This is a genomic window from Streptomyces sp. NPDC053513 (assembly GCF_044544765.1).
Lineage (GTDB): Bacteria > Actinomycetota > Actinomycetes > Streptomycetales > Streptomycetaceae > Streptomyces > Streptomyces litmocidini.
This window is the reverse complement of sequence record NZ_JBITXP010000014.1, coordinates 144,462-160,940: the sequence shown is the minus strand read 5'-3', so window position 1 is coordinate 160,940 and position 16,479 is coordinate 144,462. Positions and strand designations below refer to the sequence as shown.

The window sequence follows — 16,479 nt, the reverse complement described above, 5'->3', positions numbered from 1 at the left end:
GACTGCCCACAACGGGGGCAGCGCCTCCCCGCGGGCGCAGCCCGCAGTGGGGGTGCGAGGGGTGGGCGCTGCTTCAGGCAACGGGGTGCGAGGGGGGCGCCGTCCCGGCGGGGCGAGTGCCCGCCGGGGTGGGGGCTACGACAGGAAGTCGTGGGCGATGTTGGACGCCACCATTTCCAGGAGCGGCCCCGCGTTCGCGATGCACTTCGCCGTGTCCGGCTCCAGGTCCGTGAGCGGGTAGGCGCGACGGATCCCGGCCGCGCCCAGTGCCTCCGGCGGCAGGGCGAGGCGCCCGCAGACCGCGACGACCTCCTTGCCCGCGGCGCGGGCCGCCGCGGCGACCCCGGCCGGCGCCTTGCCGTGGAGGGTCTGCTCGTCGAGGGAGCCCTCGCCGGTGATGACGAGGGTGGCGCGCTCCAGGGCGGGGGCGAAGCCGAGGACCTCCAGCATCAGCTCGATGCCGGGCCGGAAGCTCGCGCCGAGGATGAGCGCGCCGTACCCGATGCCGCCCGCGCCGCCCGCGCCGGGCGCGACGGCGGCCTCGGCGGCCCGGGAGCCGATGGTCTTCTCCAGGACGGTGGCGAAGTGCGCGAGGGCCGCGTCGAGGACCTGGACGTCCTCCGGGGTCGCGCCCTTCTGCGGGCCGTAGACGGCGGGGGCGCCCTTGGGCCCGGTGAGCGGGTTGTCGACGTCGCTCGCGAGGATCAGGTCGACCGAGGCGAAGCGGGGGTCGAGGCCGCTGAGGTCGGCCGTGGCGAGGTCCGCGAGGGGTGCGCCGCCGGGGCCGACGGGCTCGCCGGCCGCGTCGAGGAACCGGGCGCCGAGCGCGGCGAGCATGCCGGCGCCGCCGTCGGTGGTGGCGCTGCCGCCGACGCCGAAGACGAGGGTGGTGGCGCCCGCGTCCAGGGCGGCGCGGAGCAGCTCTCCGGAGCCGTACGTGGTCGCCGTGAGGGGGGCGAACACGCCGGGCGGGAGCAGCTGGAGGCCCGAGGCCTCCGCCATCTCGACGACCGCGGTGGTGCCGCGCAGAGCGAACGCCGCGGTGACCGGCTCGCCGAGCGGGCCGGTCACGCGGACCTCGCGCCGCTCGAAGCCGGCCGCGACGGCCGCCGCGACGGTGCCGTCGCCGCCGTCCGCGACGGGCAGCGTCTCCACCGTGAGCTCCGGGACGACCCGTCGCAGTCCTGCTGTGACCCGCTCCGCGACCTGCACGGCCGTGAGCGAGCCCTTGAACTTGTCGGCCGCCACGAGCACGTGAGCGACCTGAGTTGCTGCCCCGTCCGTCACCTTGCATCCCTTGCTTTCGAACGTGCAGTCGCGCCGAGGCAGACCCTATCCGTACGGCCAGACGGCGTGCCACCCCCTGATAAGGCGATATTCCGCACCATAGTGGGGTCGCATGAGCACGGAAGAGATCATTCCTGATGGCGGACCCGACGGGAAGGTCATCGGGATCGGGGTCGCGGCCGTCGTCGCGGTGGCCGGCTGGGCGGCGCTGGGCGAGGACTCGTTCGACAGCGCGTCCTCCTCCGCCCTGAAGTGGGTGCTGTCGAACTTCGCCTGGCTCTTCGTGGTCGCGGCGGACGCCTTCCTGGTGTTGTGCGTGGTGATCGCGCTGAGCCGCTTCGGCCGGATCAGGCTGGGCGCGGACGACTCGGAGCCGGAGTTCACGAATCTGGCGTGGATCGCGATGATGTTCAGCGCCGGAATGGGCATCGGCCTGATGTTCTACGGGGTCGGGGAGCCGCTGACGCACTTCCTGAACCCTCCGCCGGCGAGCGGCGCCTCCGCGGGGACCGGCGCGGCGGCCCTCACGGCGATGGAGTACTCGTTCTTCCACTGGACGCTGACCCCGTGGGCGATCTACGGGATCGCGGGCCTCGCGCTCGCGTACGCGGGCTTCCGCAAGGGGCGGGGGAACCGGCTGAGCTCCGCCTTCGTGCCGCTGATGGGGGCGCGCCGGGCGGACGGGTGGCCGGGCAAGGCGATCGACCTCCTCGCGGTGTTCGCGACGGTGTTCGGCACGGCGACGAGTCTGGGTCTGGGCGCCCTCCAGGTCGCCGAGGGGCTGAACCTGACGATGGGCGTGGAGAACTCGACGGCCACGCAGCTGATCGTCATCGTGGCGTTGTCGGCGGCGTTCGTGCTGTCGGCGTTCTCCGGTCTCCACAAGGGCGTGAAGTGGCTGTCCACGCTGAACATCGTCCTCGCGGCCTGTCTGATGGCCTTCGTCTTCCTGCTGGGCCCGACCGTCTACATCCTCGACACCGTCCCGGCCTCCGTCGGCGGCTACCTGCACCAGCTGCTGCCGATGGCCAGCCGCACGGGCGCGTTCACCGACCGCGACTGGCTGGGGGCGTGGACGATCTTCTACTGGGCGTGGTGGCTGTCCTGGGCACCGTTCGTCGGCACCTTCATCGCCCGGATCTCGCGCGGCCGGACGATCCGGGAGTTCCTGGTGGGAGTGCTGCTCGTGCCGTCGGGGGCGACGGTGGTGTGGTTCTGCGTCATGGGCGGGACCGCGATCCGGCTGGAGTCGACGGGCGCGGCGGACCTGGCGACGGCGGTGAAGGACGGCGCGGAGGCCTCGCTGTTCGCGATGCTGGAGGCGCTGCCGATCGGGACGGTGACGTCGGTCCTCGCGATGCTCCTGGTGATGACGTACTTCATCACGAGCGCGGACTCGGCCTCGCTGGTGATGGGTTCGCTGACGAGTCGCGGCGCGCTCCATCCGCCGACCTGGCTCGTGGTGACCTGGGGCGTCCTGATGGCCGCGGTGGCGGCGGTGCTGCTGGTGGCGGGCGGTCTGAACTCGCTGCAGACGGCGACGATCCTGGTGGCGCTGCCGTTCGTGGTGGTGATGCTGGTGCTGTGCTTCGCGCTCCTGAAGGAGCTGCGGGCGGACCCGGGAGCGGGCCCGGCCCGGCACCAGGCCCTGCACGGGCTGCGGGACGCGGTGCGGACCCTGGTCGGTGAGGCGATGACCGAGCGGGCCGGTGACCGCCACCGGCGGCCGCCCCGCGCGGCGGAGGGCCGTACCGAGGCGGAGCGCGCCGAGGACCGGCGCTGAGTCCCGGCGCGCACCCGGCCGCCGGATTCGGTACACCGGAGGTATGGGGTTCACGGACGGGGAGCTCGGGGACCGGATCCTGGGCGGCTGGACGGGCCGGATCGCCGGGAACATGCTCGGCAAGCCCGTGGAGCGGGGGGACCACTGGACCCGGGAGCGCATCGACGCGTACCTGAGGCTGACCCGGGCGCTCCCGCTGACGGACTACCTCCCTCCCCCGCCGCCCGGGGCGGAGGGCTTCGAGCTGCGGCCCGAGTGGAAGCGGTGCGTGCGGGGCGGGGTCGACGGCAGCTGCCGGGACGACGACGTCGACTGGTCGGTCCTGGGGCTGCACCTCCTGGAGACGTACGGCTTCGCGTTCACCACCGAGCAGGTCGGCCGGGAGTGGCTGCTGCGGCTGCCGTACCTGCAGACGTTCACGGCGGAGCGGGTCGCCTACCGGAACCTCGCCGACGGTCTGCGGCCGCCGCTGACCGCCACGTACGACAATCCGTACCAGGAGTGGATCGGGGCGCTGATCCGGGCCGACGTGTACGGCTGGACCTGTCCGGGCGACCCGCACCGGGCCGCCTCGCTGGCCCGTCGGGACGCGGTCCTCTCGCACACCGGGAACGGCGTGTACGGGGCGATGTGGGCGGCGGCGCTGATCGCTGCGGCCTTCACCGCGCCGGACGTGCGGTCGGCCCTGGAGACGAGTCTGGAACGGGTGCCGGCGGGCAGCCGGCTCGCCCGGACCGTACGGGGTGCGGTCGCGCTGTACGAGGCGGGGCTCGGCTGGTCGGAGGCGCTCACCGAGCTCGCGGAGCGGACGGCGGGCCTCGGCTGGATCCACACCGTCCCGAACGCGGCCGTCCTGACGGCCGGGCTCCTCTACGGGGAGGGCGACTTCACCCGGACGATCGCGCTGACCGTCCGCGGCGGCCTGGACACCGACTCCAACGGGGCGACGGCGGGTTCGGTGGCCGGAGTCCGCTGCGGCGCGGCCGCGATCCCGCCGCAGTGGTCGGAACCCCTGCGGGACCGGGTGCGCAGCGCCGTCTTCGGCTTCGACGGGGTCCGCATCAGCGAACTGGCGGAACGGACCCTGCGGTTGGCCGGGCGGGCGGGGTGAGGGGAGGCTTGGGGTCCGCGGGCCGTTCGAGGGACGACAGGGCGGCCGCGAGGAGCAGCAGAGCGCCGACGACCAGGACGAGGCCGCCGACGAGGGCCCAGAAGCACCCGCCCAGGAGCAGACGGGCGCGCCGGTCGGAGGCCTCCGGCATCCTCAGCCCTGCGGGGGTTCCGGCGGGACGATCTCGCCGGTGCGCTGCGGTTCGTCCCGGCTGACGGCCCGCGCCTCGGTGCGGTGGCCGCGGGCGATGTAGTCGCGGACGACCGCCTCGACGGCGTCCTGGGGGTTGCCGATGCCTGCGAGGACCATGACTTCCACGACGAGTTCGGCGTCGAGACCGATGTTCACCTTGGCCATGGCCGGAACCTAACACCGGGAAACCCGCTCGCGGGAGCGGTTCGGCGGTGCCTAGGGTCTCCGCATGACGATGGTCGCGATCTTCACCGGTGCCGGCATCTCCACGGACTCGGGCATCCCCGACTACCGGGGCCCGAACGGCGTGTGGCGGCAGGACCCCGAGGCCGAGCGGCTCGTGACGTACGGGCCGTACATGGCCGATCCGGAGATCCGCCGCCGCTCGTGGCGGATGCGGCTCGAAGGCCCGGTCCTGGGCGCCGAGCCGAACGTGGCGCACCGCGCGATCGCCGCGTACGAGCGGACGAGCGGCAACGCGCTGCGGGTGATCACGCAGAACGTGGACGGGCTGCACCAGGCGGCCGGGGTGCCCGAACGGAAGGTCCTCGAACTCCACGGCTCGGCGCGGTCGGTGGTGTGCACGGCCTGCCACGCGAGGTCGTCGACGGCGGAGGCGCTCGACCGGGTGCGGGCCGGCGAGGACGACCCGGCGTGCCGGGCGTGCGGCGGGATCCTGAAGACCGCGACGGTGATGTTCGGGCAGCGGCTCGATCCGGTGGTGCTCGGCAACGCCATGGCGATCGCCAAGGCCACCGAGGTGTTCATCGTGGTCGGCAGCAGCCTCCAGGTCCAGCCGGCGGCCTCCCTCGCCGGGATCGCGGCCGAGCACGGCGCCCGGCTGATCATCGTGAACGCCGAGCCCACCCCGTACGATCCCGTCGCCGACGAGGTCGTGCGCGAGCCGATCGGCACGGCGCTGCCCGCGCTGCTCGACCGGCTCGCCTAGAACAGGGCGTCCGGTTCCGCCGTACCCGATTCGAAGGCGAGCAGCCGCTGCTTGCGGTCCAGACCGCCGCCGTAGCCGGTGAGCCCGCCGCCCGCCCCGATCACCCGGTGGCAGGGGACGATGATGCTGACGGGGTTCTTGCCGTTGGCGAGGCCCACGGCCCGGGAGGCGCCGGGGCTGCCCAGCTCCTCGGCGAGTTCGCCGTACGTCCGGGTCTCCCCGTACGGGATGCGCAGCAGCTGCTGCCAGACCCGCAGCTGGAACGGGGTGCCGATCAGGTTCAACGGCAGGTCGAACTCGGTGAGTTCACCCGCGAAGTAGGCGTCGAGCTGGCGGATCGCCTCGCCGAAGGGCCGCGGGTCGGGCTCGCCGAAGGTCTCCTCGGGCGGGCGGTGGCGCTGGCCGGTCATGTGGACGCGGCTGAGGACGCCGTCGACGGCGACGAGCGTCAGCGGCTCGTACGGGCTGTCCACGACGGTGTGTCGGATGGCGGGCATGGGGCGGATTCCTTTACGCGGGCAGGACGTTGATCGGGTGGTCGTCGGTCGCCCAGAGGTACTGGACGGCGTAGGCGCGCCAGGGACGCCAGTGCGCGGCGCGGGCGGTGAGCGCGGCCGGGGTGCCGGGCAGGCCGAGTCCCTCGGCGGCGCGGCGGACGCCGAGGTCGCCGGGGAGGAAGGCGTCGGGGTCGCCGAGGGCGCGCATGGCGATGATCTCGGTGGTCCAGGGGCCGAAGCCGGGCAGGGCGAGCAGGCGGGCGCGGGCCTCCTCGCGGTCGTCGGCGGGGCCGAGCGGGAGCGAGCCGTCGGCGAGGGCCCGGACGAGGGTGAGGAGGGTGGTGCGGCGGCTGCGCGGCAGGGCGAGGCTCTCGGGGTCGAGGGCGGCGAGCGCCTCGGGGTCCGGGAAGAGGTGGGTCAGTCCGCCCTCGGGGTCCTCGATCGGGACGCCGTGCGCGGCGACCAGGCGGGCGGCGTGGGTGCGGGCGGCGGCGGTGGACACCTGCTGGCCGAGGACGGCCCGTACGGCGAACTCGGCGGGGTCGACGGTTCCGGGGACGCGGCGGCCGGGCGCCTTGTCGACGAGCGGGGCGAGCAGCGGATCGGCGCGGAGTCGCTCGTCGACGGCGACGGGGTCGGCGTCGAGGTCGAGGAGCCGGCGGCAGCGGCTGATCGCGTGGGTGAGGTCGCGCGGGTCGGTGAGGAAGAGGCGGCAGGCGATGTGGTCGGGGCGGGGGGCGAGGGCGACGATGCCGTGTCCGTACGGGAGGCTCAGCGTCCGCCGGTAGGCGCCGTCGCGCCACTCCTCCACGCCGGGGACGGCGGTCGCGGCGAGGTGGCCGAAGAGGTTGGAGGGTTCGAGCGGGGTGCGGAACGGCAGCCGGAGGCCGATGGCACCGGGGGTCGCGGTCGCCCCGACCGGCGACCGGCGGGCCGCGCGGGCGCGGAGTTCGCCGGGGGTGAGGGCGAAGACCTCGCGGACGGTGTCGTTGAAGGTGCGGATGGAGGAGAAACCGGCCGCGAAGGCGATCTCGCCGAAGGGCATCGGGGTGGTCTCGATGAGCAGCCGGGCGGTCTGGGCGCGCTGGGCGCGGGCCAGGGCGAGCGGTCCGGCGCCCAGTTCGGCGAGGAGCTGCCGTTCGATCTGGCGGGTGGACCAGCCGAGCCGGCGGGCGAGTCCGGGGACGCCCTCGCGGTCGACGACACCGTCCTGGATGAGGCGCACGGCACGGGCGACGGCGTCGGCCCGGACGTTCCACTGGGGCGAGCCGGGGCTGGTGTCGGGGCGGCACCGCTTGCAGGCCCGGTAGCCGGCGCGCTGGCAGGAGGCGGCGCTGGGGTGGAACTCCATGTTCTCGGGCTTGGGCGGGACGGCCGGGCAGCTGGGCCGGCAGTAGATCCGGGTGGTGCGGACGGCGGTGAAGAACACGCCGTCGAAACGCGCCTCCTTGGACTGGACGGCCCGTACGCAGCGCTCGGTGTCGGTGTGCATGGTTCCAGGATCGGGGACGGACGGCGCGCGGGCTGGCGAGAAAACGACATGGACGTGCGGGCCCCTCGCCCCGGGCCCGGCCACGTTCCGGCCCCGGCCCCGTCCCGGTTCCTCAGAGCGTGACCGTCCGGTAGTGGGTGGTCAGCCGGCCGTCCTCGCCGAGGACGTGGAAGGCGAGGGCGGGCGGCAGGTCGAGGTGGACGTGCGGGTTCTCGGAGCCCGGGTTCTCCCAGGGCAGCCGGAGGGCGGAGACGACGCCGGGCGCGACGAGCAGCGGACGCCCGGCGAAGGTCGTGGCGGCCGCCGTGTGGGCGTGGCCCGCGAGGAAGGCGGTCAGGTGCGGATGGCGGTCGACGAGCGCGGCGAGCCGCTCCTCGCCGAACTGCCGGATCCCGTCCACGTACGGGGTGTGCAGCGGGACCGGCGGGTGGTGGAAGGCGACCAGGACGGGCACCTCGTGCGGGGTGCCGGCGAGGACGCCGTCGAGCCACTCGATCGTCTCGTCCTCCAGGAGGCCCTGGTCCTCGCCGGGCACCGAGGAGTCGCAGAGGGCGACGACGAAACCCTCGCCCCGGAGCACCTGGTCGACGGGCGCGTAGGGGCGTACCGCCGTCTCCTCCTGGAGGAGGCCCTTGCGGAAGGCGGCGCGGTCGTCGTGGTTGCCGGGGCAGACGAGCAGCGGGTGGCGGGAGGTCAGCAGCTCCCGCGCCACCGCGTACTCGTCCGGGGTCGCGTGGTCGGCGATGTCACCGGTGACGAGGACGGCCGCCAGGTCGTACGGCAGCTCCTCCAGGTACCGGAGGACGGCGCGGGTGCGGTCCTGGCTCCGCTGCTCGCCGTCGATGTGGACGTCGCTGACGTGGGCGATGACGATCATGCGGCTCGGACCTCCGTGGGTGCGCGTGAACGGACGTTCACGCCGACCGTACGGTGATCACGACCGGGCCGGGAAGGGCCGCTTCGGGACCGGTGGACCGCTTCCGCGGCCGTCTACTCGAACCGGGCGGTGTCCCCCGCGCCGCGGCGGACGATCTCGGGCTCGCCGCTGGAGAAGTCGACGACGGTGGTGGGCTCGGTGCCGCACTCGCCGGAGTCGAGCACCGCGTCCACCTGGTGGTCGAGCCGCTCCTTGATCTCCCAGCCCTGGGTGAGGGGTTCGGCCTCGTCGGGCAGGAGCAGGGTGCTGGAGAGCAGCGGCTCGCCGAGTTCGGCGAGGAGGGCCTGGGTGACGACGTGGTCGGGGATGCGGACGCCGACCGTCTTCTTCTTGGGGTGCAGCAGCTGACGGGGCACCTCCTTGGTGCCCGGCAGGATGAAGGTGTACGCGCCGGGGGTGGACGCCTTGACGGCGCGGAAGACGTCGTTGTCGATGTGCACGAGCTGGCCCAGCTGGGCGAAGTTCGCGCACATCAGCGTGAAGTGGTGCCGGTCGTCGAGGTCGCGGATGGCACGGATCCGGCTGATGCCGTCACGGCTGCCGATGCGGCTGCCCAGCGCGTAGCAGGAGTCGGTCGGGTACGCGACGAGCGCCCCGTTCCGGATGGAGTCGGCCACCGCGTTGATGGTGCGGGGCTGGGGATTGTCGGGGTGCACGTCGAAGTACTTGGCCATGGGGACCAGTCTATTTTCGCAGGCTCCGCCAGACCGCCTTCGCCGCGTTGTGCCCGGACATGCCGTGCACGCCGGGGCCGGGCGGGGTCGCGGAGGAGCAGAGGAAGACCGCCGGGTGCGGGGTCGCGTAGGGGCGGAGGGACAGCGTGGGGCGCAGCAGGAGCTGGAGGCCGCGGGCGGCTCCGCAGGCGATGTCGCCGCCGATGTAGTTGGCGTTGCGGTCGGCGAGTTCGGGCGGGCCGGCGGTGGCGCGGGCCAGGACGCGGTCGCGGAAGCCGGGGGCGAAGCGCTCGATCTGACGCTCGATCGCGTCGGTGAGGTCGCCGCGCCAGCCGTTGGGCACGTGGCCGTACGCCCAGAAGACGTGCTTGCCCTCGGGGGCGCGGGAGGGATCGACGAGGCTCGGCTGGGCGGTGATGAGGAAGGGCGCGTCGGGGGCGGTCCCGGAGGAGGCCTCGCGCAGGGCGGTGCCGATCTCCCCGGCGGTGGGGCCGACCTGGACGGTGCCGGCCCGGCGGGCCTCCTCGGCGGTCCAGGGCACGGGCCCGTCGAGCGCGTAGTCGATCTTGAAGGCGCTGGCGCCGTACTTGTAGTGGTCGTAGTGCCCGCCGAAGCCGGCGATCCGGGCCAGGGCGGTGGGCGAGGTGTCGAAGACGTAGGCGCGGGCCGGCGGCAGGTCGTCGAGCCGCTTGACCTCGAAGTCGGTGTGGACGGCGCCGCCGAGGTCCTTGAGGTACGCGGCGAGGGCGTCGGAGATCGACTGCGAGCCGCCCCGGGGCATCGGCCAGCCGCCCGTGTGCGCGGCGAGCGCGAAGACCAGGCCGACGGCGCCGGTGGCGATGCCGTCGAGCGGGGCGATGACATGGGCGACGAGCCCGGCGAAGAGCGCGCGGGCCTTCTCGTCCCGGAACCTTCGCATCAGCCAGGTGGACGGCGGCAGTCCGGCGAGGCCGAAGCGGGCGAGGGTGACCGGGTCGCGGGGCAGCGCGGTGAGCGGCAGCTGCATGAAGTCGCTCACCAGCGTGTCCCACTTGCCGAGGAAGGGGGCGACGAGCCGGCGGTACGTCCCGGCGTCGCGCGGCCCGAAGGAGGCGGCGGTCTCGGCGACGGAACGGGCGAGGACGGCGGCGGTGCCGTCGTCCCAGGGGTGGGCCATGGGCAGTTCGGGGTGGAGCCACTCCAGGCCGTACCGGTCGAGCGGCATCGACTTGAAGACGGGCGAGGCGGCGCCGAGCGGGTGCACGGCGGAGCACGGGTCGTGGCGGAAGCCGGGGAGGGTGAGCTCCTCGGTCCTCGCGCCGCCGCCGACGGTGGACTTGGCCTCGAAGACGGCCACGGAGAGGCCGCGCCGGGCCAGTTCGACGGCGGCCGTCAGTCCGTTGGGTCCCGCCCCCACGACGACGGCATCGAGCATCGACGTCTCGTTCGTCACCTTGGACTCCTTCGTCAGCCGATGGCCAAGACCCCCAGGATAGGCGGGTGGAAAAGCGCGCCTCACGCGCCCCTGAGGAGCGTCCGGATCCGCTCGGCGGTCGCCGCGTCCCGGGCCGTCGTGAACGGCAGCGCGTTGCCCCCGGCGATGCGGAACGACTCTCCCGCGACCGTCGTGGTCGAGCCGCCCGCCTCGGCGACCAGCAGGAGGCCGGCGGCGTGGTCCCAGGCGTACTCCCAGGAAAAAGCCGTTCCGGCCAGCTCCCCGCGCGCCACGGCGAGGTACTCGAGGCCGGCCGAGCCGCAGGGGCGGGGGCGGACGCCCTCGGTGCGCAGACCGAGCAGGGCCCGCTTCTGGTCCGGGGTGGTGTAGTCGGGGTGCGAGGTGGCGACCTCCAGGACCTCGCCGGGCGCTGGTGAACCGGAGCGTATCTCCCGCCCGTTGAGCGTGGCGCCGCGTCCGCGCACGGCGACGGCGAACTCCTCCAGGGCCGGCGCGAAGGTCCAGGAGGCGAGGACCTCGCCGTGCCGGGCGAGGGCGACGAGGGTGCAGAAGGCCGGGTCGCCGTGGACGAACTGGCGGGTGCCGTCGACGGGGTCGACGATCCAGACGGGGGCGTCGCCGCGCAGCGCCTCGTACACGGCGGGGTCGGCGTGCACGGCCTCCTCGCCGACGACCACGGAGCCGGGCAGGAGGGCCGTCAGGGACGCGGTGAGATGGGCCTCGGCGGCCCGGTCGGCGACGGTGACCAGGTCGTGCGGTCCGTTCTTCTCGACGATGTCGTCGGCGGCGAGCTGCCGGAAACGCGGCATGATCTCGGCGGCGGCCGCCTTGCGGACGGCCTCCTCGACCTCGGCCGTACGGCCGCCGAGGACCTGCTCCAAGAAGTCTTCGATCATGCGTCCCAGCTAAGCACGGGCCGCTGACAACCGGTACGCCGCGCTCGTCATCCCCCGTTTCCCCGGGGAGTACCCTCTGTCCGAGTTCATCCCTTACACGCAGGGAGGGTTCCCGTGCACGGCGCCTACCACGGCGAGTACAAGGTCCCCGGCGGAAAGCTGGTGGTCGTCGACCTCGACAGCGAGAACGGCGTCCTGCGGAACGTCCGGGTCGCGGGCGACTTCTTCCTCGAACCGGACGAGGCGATCCTCGCGATCGACGGGGCCCTCGAAGGCGCGCCGGCCGACACGGACGCCTCGGGGCTCGCCGCGCGGATCGAGGCGGCGCTGCCGCCCGGCACGCAGATGTACGGCCTGACCGCGGAGGGCGTCGGGATCGCGGTCCGGCGCGCCCTCGCCCACGCCACGGACTGGACCGACTACGACTGGCAGCTGGTCCACGAGCCGCCGCAGTCCCCCGCGCTGCACATGGCGCTCGACGAGGTCCTGACAGCCGAGGTGGCCGCCGGCCGCCGCCCGCCGACCCTGCGGGTCTGGGAGTGGGGCGCCCCGGCGGTGGTGATCGGCAGCTTCCAGTCCCTGCGCAACGAGGTGGACGCGGAGGCGGCGGAGCGGCACGGCATCCAGGTGGTGCGCCGGATCAGCGGCGGCGGGGCGATGTTCGTCGAGCCGGGCAACACGATCACGTACTCGCTCTCCGTCCCCGACGCCCTCGTGCAGGGCCTGTCCTTCGCCGACAGCTACGCCTACCTGGACGACTGGGTGCTCGGCGCGCTCGGCGACATGGGGGTCCGGGCCTGGTACCAGCCGCTCAACGACATCGCCACGGACGCGGGGAAGATCGCGGGCGCGGCCCAGAAGCGGCTCGTGGCGGGCGAGGGGGCGGTGCTGCACCACGTGACGATGGCGTACGACATCGACGCGTACAAGATGACCGAGGTGCTGAGGATCGGCCGGGAGAAGCTCTCCGACAAGGGGACGAAGAGCGCGAAGAAGCGCGTGGATCCCCTGCGCCGGCAGACGGGGTTGCCGCGCGAGGCGGTGATCGAGCGGATGATCGCGTCCTTCCGGGGGCGGTACGGGCTCGCGGAGGGACGCCTCACGGAGGACGAGCTTCGCCGGGCGAAGGAACTGGCGGAGTCCAAGTTCACCACCCCGCAATGGACCTCCCGGGTCCCGTAGCACCCCCACCCGTGCGGGGCCTGCCCGGCGGGGCCCCTCCCTGCCTCGCCCCCGTGGGGCCGCGCCCGGCGGGGCGATGCCCGACGCGGGCCACGCCACCCCGCACGTGCCGCGGCCCGGCGCCCCTCCCGCACCTCCGTGGGGACCGCGCCCCCGCCTTGCCCGTGGGGCTGCGCCCGCGCCCGCCTGGGCGGCCCCCTCCCGCCCGTGCGGGTCACGCCCGCGCCCTGCTGGGCGGTGCCCCCGTCCACCCGCCCGTGTGGGGCCCGCGTCCTGCGGGGCGGTGCCCCTGCCCACCTCCGTGTGGGCAATCGTCCCGCTGGGGCGGGACGGGTGGGCACACGGGACGGCGCCCATCAGCGGCGCCTTCGCGTTCCGGGCCTGGACCCGCACCACCGGTGCGCTGTGCACGGGGTGCGGGTCCAGGCACGTGAGCCTCGGGCGCCGGCAGGGCGCGGGTCCGTTGTGCCCACCCGTTCCGCCCCAGCGGAACGACTGCCCACAACGGGGGACGGGGGTGGGCACCGCACCGGCGGGCGCAGCCCACAACGGGGTGGGCGGGGGCGGACACCGCCCGGTGGGTGCAGCCCACAACGGGGGCGCGGGGGGGCACCGGCCCGGCAGGGCGCAGGTCCTACACGGGGGTGGGCGCAGCCCACAACGGGGGCGCGGGGTGGGCGCCGCCCCGGCGGGGCTACTGCCCGCAGCGGTGGGTGGTGGCCGCCCCGGCGCGCGGGCGCCCGCAGCGGGATGGGCGGGGCGGCGGTGGGTGACCCCTGGTGCGTTCGGCTCGTTGGTGCTCATGACGGTCGGGACGGCAGCCGTGCGGAAACGTCTCCGCACATCCCGGCACCGGGAACGGGGCGGAGATCAGATGGGACGGGCGAGGAAGCTCATGGCGGCGGTCGCGGGCACCCTGATGGCGGTGTGCCCCCTCGGCATCGCGCCGCCCGCGCACGCGGTCGTCGGGGGCCAGGAGGCGCGGGCCCATCAATACCCGTTCATGGTGGGGCTCGTGGACCTGGCCGAGCGGCGGGTGATGTGCGGCGGGGCCCTGGTCGGCGACCGGTACGTGCTCACCGCCGCGCACTGCCTGACCGGCTCCTACGGCGACACCGCCCGCGTGGGGGTGCTCCTCGGCGACCACGACCTGACGCGCGGGGACGACAGTCCGAACGCGGTGCTCGCGCCCCCCGCCGCCTTCCTCACGCACCCGGACTACGACCCGGCCGCCCAGCGCGACGACATCGCGCTGGTCCGGCTGGCCGAGCCGGTGGTGTTCAACCGTGACGTGCGGCCGGTCGCCCTGCCCTTCCGGTTCGCCCACGGCACCTTCGACCACACGCAGGTCGAGGCCCCCGGCTGGGGCACCACCTCCTTCGGGGGCCGTACCTCCGACGTCCTGCGGACCGTGGTCCTCGGCACCATGAGCAACCCGACGTGCGGGGCCCGGGGCATGTCCCAGGTCACCGCCGCCCAGCTCTGCACGTACGCGCCCGGGCGGGACACCTGTCAGTACGACTCCGGCGGCCCCCTGGTCCACACGATCGCGGGGCGGCCGTACCTGATCGGTCTGGTCTCGTACGGGAAGGGGTGCGCGACCGACACCCCCGCCGTGAACACCCGGGTCTGGTCCTACCTCAGCTGGATCGGGCGAACGGCCGGGAAGCTGCCCCGCGCCTCATGAGGGCGGTGTACAGGAGCAGGGCGGCGGCGAGGCCCACAGCCCAGCCGTAGTCCGCGAGGGGCTTCAGGAAGGGGATCAGGCCGTCCTCCGGGAACGGGCCCGTGCCCGGCGCCGAGTGGGAGCCGCCCACGGCGAGGACGCCGCCGACCGCGAAGGCGAGGACGGCCGCCGGGTTCCAGCCGCGCCGGTACCGGTAGGGGCCGTCGGCCCGGTAGAGGCCTTCGAGGTCGAGGACGGTCCGGCGGACGAGCCAGTAGTCGGCGATGAGGATGCCGGCGACCGTGCCGAGGAGCCCGCCGACCAGACCGAGCCAGGTGAAGATGTACAGCTCGGGGGTGGCGGTGAGCTTCCACGGCATGATGAGCACGCCGACGACGCCGGTGATCAGGGCGCCCGTACGGAAGTTCACCCGTCTCGGGGCGAGGTTGGCGAGGTCGTACGCCGGGGAGACGACGTTCGCCGCGATGTTCACCGACAGGGTGGCGACCAGGACCGTCACCAGGGCGAAGAGCAGGCCGAAGACGTTGTCGGTCTTCGCGGCGAGCGCCACCGGATCCCAGACGGGCGCCCCGTACACCGCCTGCGAGCCGGAGGTGACGAGTACCGAGAGCAGCGCGAACAGGGTCATGGTGGTGGGCAGCCCGAGGGTCTGGCCCAGGACTTGGGACCGCTGGCCCGCGCCGAAGCGGGTGAAGTCGGGGATGTTGAGGCTGAGCGTGGCCCAGAAGGCGATCATGCCCATGAGGGCGGGGAAGAAGACGGGCCAGAAGTCGGCGCCCCAGCCCAGCTTCGACGGCTGGTCGAGGAGCGGGCCGAGGCCGCCCGCCTTGACCGTGATCCAGACGAGGAGGGCGAGCGCGCCGACGATCACGAAGGGCGCGGCCCAGTTCTCGAAGCGGCGCAGGGCCTCCATCCCCCGGTAGATGACGGCGAGTTCGAGGGCCCAGAAGAGGACGAAGCAGAGCCACAGCGTCCAGGGCTGCCCGCCGACCTCCGACGCCTCCGCCCAGCCGCCGCCGAAGATCCTGTCGAGCAGGACGAAGACGCCCTGGCCGCCGATCCAGGTCTGGATGCCGAACCAGGCGCAGGCGACCCCGGCCCGGACGAGGGCGGGCAGGTTGGCCCCGCGCAGTCCGAAGGAGGCGCGGGCGAGGACGGGGAAGGGGATGCCGTACTTGGGTCCGGCGTGCCCGGTGAGCAGCATCGGCACGAGGACGACGACATTGGCCAGGGCGATGGTGAGGACGGCCTGCTTCCAGTCCATGCCGAGGGCGACGAGACCGGAGGCGAGCATCCACGAGGGGATGTTGTGGGCCATGCCGACCCAGAGGGCCGCGAAGTTGTACGTGGTCCAGCGGCGGTCGGCCACGGGGACGGGGAGCAGGTCGTCGTTGGCGAAGCGGGGGTCCGCGGGGGCCGTGCCGGGCGCGAGCTCGACACGGCCGTCGTGGACGCCGGAGGGGCCGGTTCTGCCGGAGGGTGCGGTTGCGGTCATGGACGGAACCCTTCGTTCGGGGACGGAACGAGGCCGTGCGGGGCGTGGGGTTCTTGACCGTGCGGAGTCTCGTCCTGTGGGGCAGGGGCGTCAAGGGAGGCGGAACGCCCCGCCACCTGCCGCCACCCGTTCGGCGGCCCGTCCCTCCGGCACGCGTTCGGCGGCCCGTCCCGCCGGCACGCGTTCGGCGGCCCGTCCCGCCGGCACCCGTTCGTCCTTCACCGCCCGGCCCGCGAAATGCCGCGATTGCGTCAGCGCTTGACGGGGTGTCGGTCGCGTGAGGAACAGTTCGCCGAGACCGGCACCGGATCGAGGTGCCAGAAGGAGGTCGGCGATGACAACGCTTTCGGACGTACGGGCCCTGTTGGGCGAATCACGGTTCGACTGGTCGGATCCCGAGCCGTGGAACGAACTGGAGCGGGAATTCGGCGTCGCTTTTCCCGCGGACTTCCGCGAGATCGTGGACGCCTACGGTTCGATCTCGATCAACGGGCAGTTGTATCTGAAACATCCCGCCGTCCACCTCCTGCACGACCTGGGAAGCTTCGTCAGGCAGGAGATCGAGTTCTGGCGCGAGGAGGACATGGCGGAGTTCCTGCCGAGCCGGGCGGGGGCGGGCGCCGGGGAACTGCTGCCGGTGGCGACGGCCACGACGGGCGAGGCGGTCTTCCTGGCCGTTCCCGAGGGCCCCTCGTCGTCCTGGCGCGTCCTGGTCCAGGAGATGGACAGCCCGTCCTGGACCCTCTACGAGATGACGTTCGGCGCATGGCTGCTGGCCTACCTCAAGGGGAGGGACGTGACCCTGTGCTCCCGCGACCGCGCACCCGACGGACCATTCCACGCGCCCCTTCCCTGATATCCG

15 protein-coding genes are annotated in these 16,479 nt (G+C 73.8%); 6 read left to right on the top strand and 9 right to left on the bottom strand.

All coding sequences use genetic code 11. The features are described from left to right. Window positions 1-135: 135 nt before the first annotated feature. Window positions 136-1,287 carry a glycerate kinase gene (locus ACIGW4_RS24170; protein WP_399582775.1) on the bottom strand — a complete coding sequence of 384 codons (1,152 nt, stop codon included), beginning with the start codon at window positions 1,285-1,287 and terminating at the stop codon, window positions 136-138. 112 nt (window positions 1,288-1,399) lie between these two features. Between ACIGW4_RS24170 and ACIGW4_RS24165 the strand changes: the two genes are divergently transcribed. Both ACIGW4_RS24165 and ACIGW4_RS24160 read left to right on the top strand, forming a co-directional pair. Beyond that, a complete protein-coding gene (locus ACIGW4_RS24165) occupies window positions 1,400-3,070 on the top strand; it encodes a BCCT family transporter (RefSeq protein WP_359589837.1) in 1,671 nt (556 codons plus the stop codon). 43 nt (window positions 3,071-3,113) lie between these two features. Continuing rightward, complete coding sequence (locus tag ACIGW4_RS24160; RefSeq protein ID WP_398711751.1) at window positions 3,114-4,181, top strand: ADP-ribosylglycohydrolase family protein; 1,068 nt, start codon at window positions 3,114-3,116, stop codon at window positions 4,179-4,181. Window positions 4,182-4,334: 153 nt separating this feature from the next. Here ACIGW4_RS24160 and ACIGW4_RS24155 read toward each other — a convergent pair whose 3' ends face one another. Beyond that, entirely contained in the window at window positions 4,335-4,538 is a 204-nt protein-coding gene (locus tag ACIGW4_RS24155) for a type II toxin-antitoxin system VapB family antitoxin (protein ID WP_093873280.1), read from the bottom strand. A 64-nt stretch (window positions 4,539-4,602) separates the two neighbouring features. Here ACIGW4_RS24155 and ACIGW4_RS24150 point away from each other — a divergent pair, with 64 nt between their 5' ends. Continuing rightward, window positions 4,603-5,322, top strand: a complete 720-nt coding sequence (locus ACIGW4_RS24150; protein ID WP_399582773.1) for an SIR2 family NAD-dependent protein deacylase — start codon at window positions 4,603-4,605, stop codon at window positions 5,320-5,322. On the opposite strand, the gene ACIGW4_RS24145 is transcribed toward ACIGW4_RS24150, so the two are convergent. From ACIGW4_RS24145 to ACIGW4_RS24120, 6 genes are all read right to left on the bottom strand, one after another. Beyond that, window positions 5,319-5,819 carry a methylated-DNA--[protein]-cysteine S-methyltransferase gene (locus ACIGW4_RS24145; RefSeq protein ID WP_359589840.1) on the bottom strand — a complete coding sequence of 167 codons (501 nt, stop codon included), beginning with the start codon at window positions 5,817-5,819 and terminating at the stop codon, window positions 5,319-5,321. The two genes, ACIGW4_RS24150 and ACIGW4_RS24145, sit on opposite strands and share 4 nt — an antisense overlap. Before the next feature lie 13 nt (window positions 5,820-5,832). Next, complete coding sequence (locus ACIGW4_RS24140) at window positions 5,833-7,311, bottom strand: AlkA N-terminal domain-containing protein (protein WP_399582770.1); 1,479 nt, start codon at window positions 7,309-7,311, stop codon at window positions 5,833-5,835. Between the two features lie 112 nt (window positions 7,312-7,423). Then, window positions 7,424-8,188, bottom strand: coding sequence for a metallophosphoesterase (locus ACIGW4_RS24135; RefSeq protein WP_398711758.1), 765 nt, complete (start codon window positions 8,186-8,188; stop codon window positions 7,424-7,426). A gap of 113 nt (window positions 8,189-8,301) precedes the next feature. After that, window positions 8,302-8,922, bottom strand: coding sequence for an L-threonylcarbamoyladenylate synthase (locus ACIGW4_RS24130; RefSeq protein ID WP_123456190.1), 621 nt, complete (start codon window positions 8,920-8,922; stop codon window positions 8,302-8,304). Between the two features lie 10 nt (window positions 8,923-8,932). Then, window positions 8,933-10,336 (bottom strand): phytoene desaturase family protein, encoded by a 1,404-nt coding sequence (locus ACIGW4_RS24125; RefSeq protein ID WP_399582810.1) that lies wholly within the window; start codon window positions 10,334-10,336, stop codon window positions 8,933-8,935. A gap of 80 nt (window positions 10,337-10,416) precedes the next feature. Then, entirely contained in the window at window positions 10,417-11,253 is an 837-nt protein-coding gene (locus ACIGW4_RS24120; protein WP_399582768.1) for an inositol monophosphatase family protein, read from the bottom strand. 114 nt (window positions 11,254-11,367) lie between these two features. On the opposite strand from ACIGW4_RS24120, the gene ACIGW4_RS24115 reads away from it, so the two are divergent. Continuing rightward, a complete protein-coding gene (locus tag ACIGW4_RS24115; protein ID WP_399582767.1) occupies window positions 11,368-12,435 on the top strand; it encodes a biotin/lipoate A/B protein ligase family protein in 1,068 nt (355 codons plus the stop codon). An 874-nt stretch (window positions 12,436-13,309) separates the two neighbouring features. Further along, entirely contained in the window at window positions 13,310-14,122 is an 813-nt protein-coding gene (locus tag ACIGW4_RS24110; protein ID WP_399582766.1) for a serine protease, read from the top strand. Here ACIGW4_RS24110 and ACIGW4_RS24105 read toward each other — a convergent pair. Next, window positions 14,076-15,617, bottom strand: coding sequence for an NCS1 family nucleobase:cation symporter-1 (locus ACIGW4_RS24105; RefSeq protein WP_359589844.1), 1,542 nt, complete (start codon window positions 15,615-15,617; stop codon window positions 14,076-14,078). The two genes, ACIGW4_RS24110 and ACIGW4_RS24105, sit on opposite strands and share 47 nt — an antisense overlap. Before the next feature lie 334 nt (window positions 15,618-15,951). Between ACIGW4_RS24105 and ACIGW4_RS24100 the strand changes: the two genes are divergently transcribed. Continuing rightward, window positions 15,952-16,473, top strand: a complete 522-nt coding sequence (locus ACIGW4_RS24100; RefSeq protein WP_359589845.1) for an SMI1/KNR4 family protein — start codon at window positions 15,952-15,954, stop codon at window positions 16,471-16,473. Window positions 16,474-16,479: the final 6 nt, after the last annotated feature.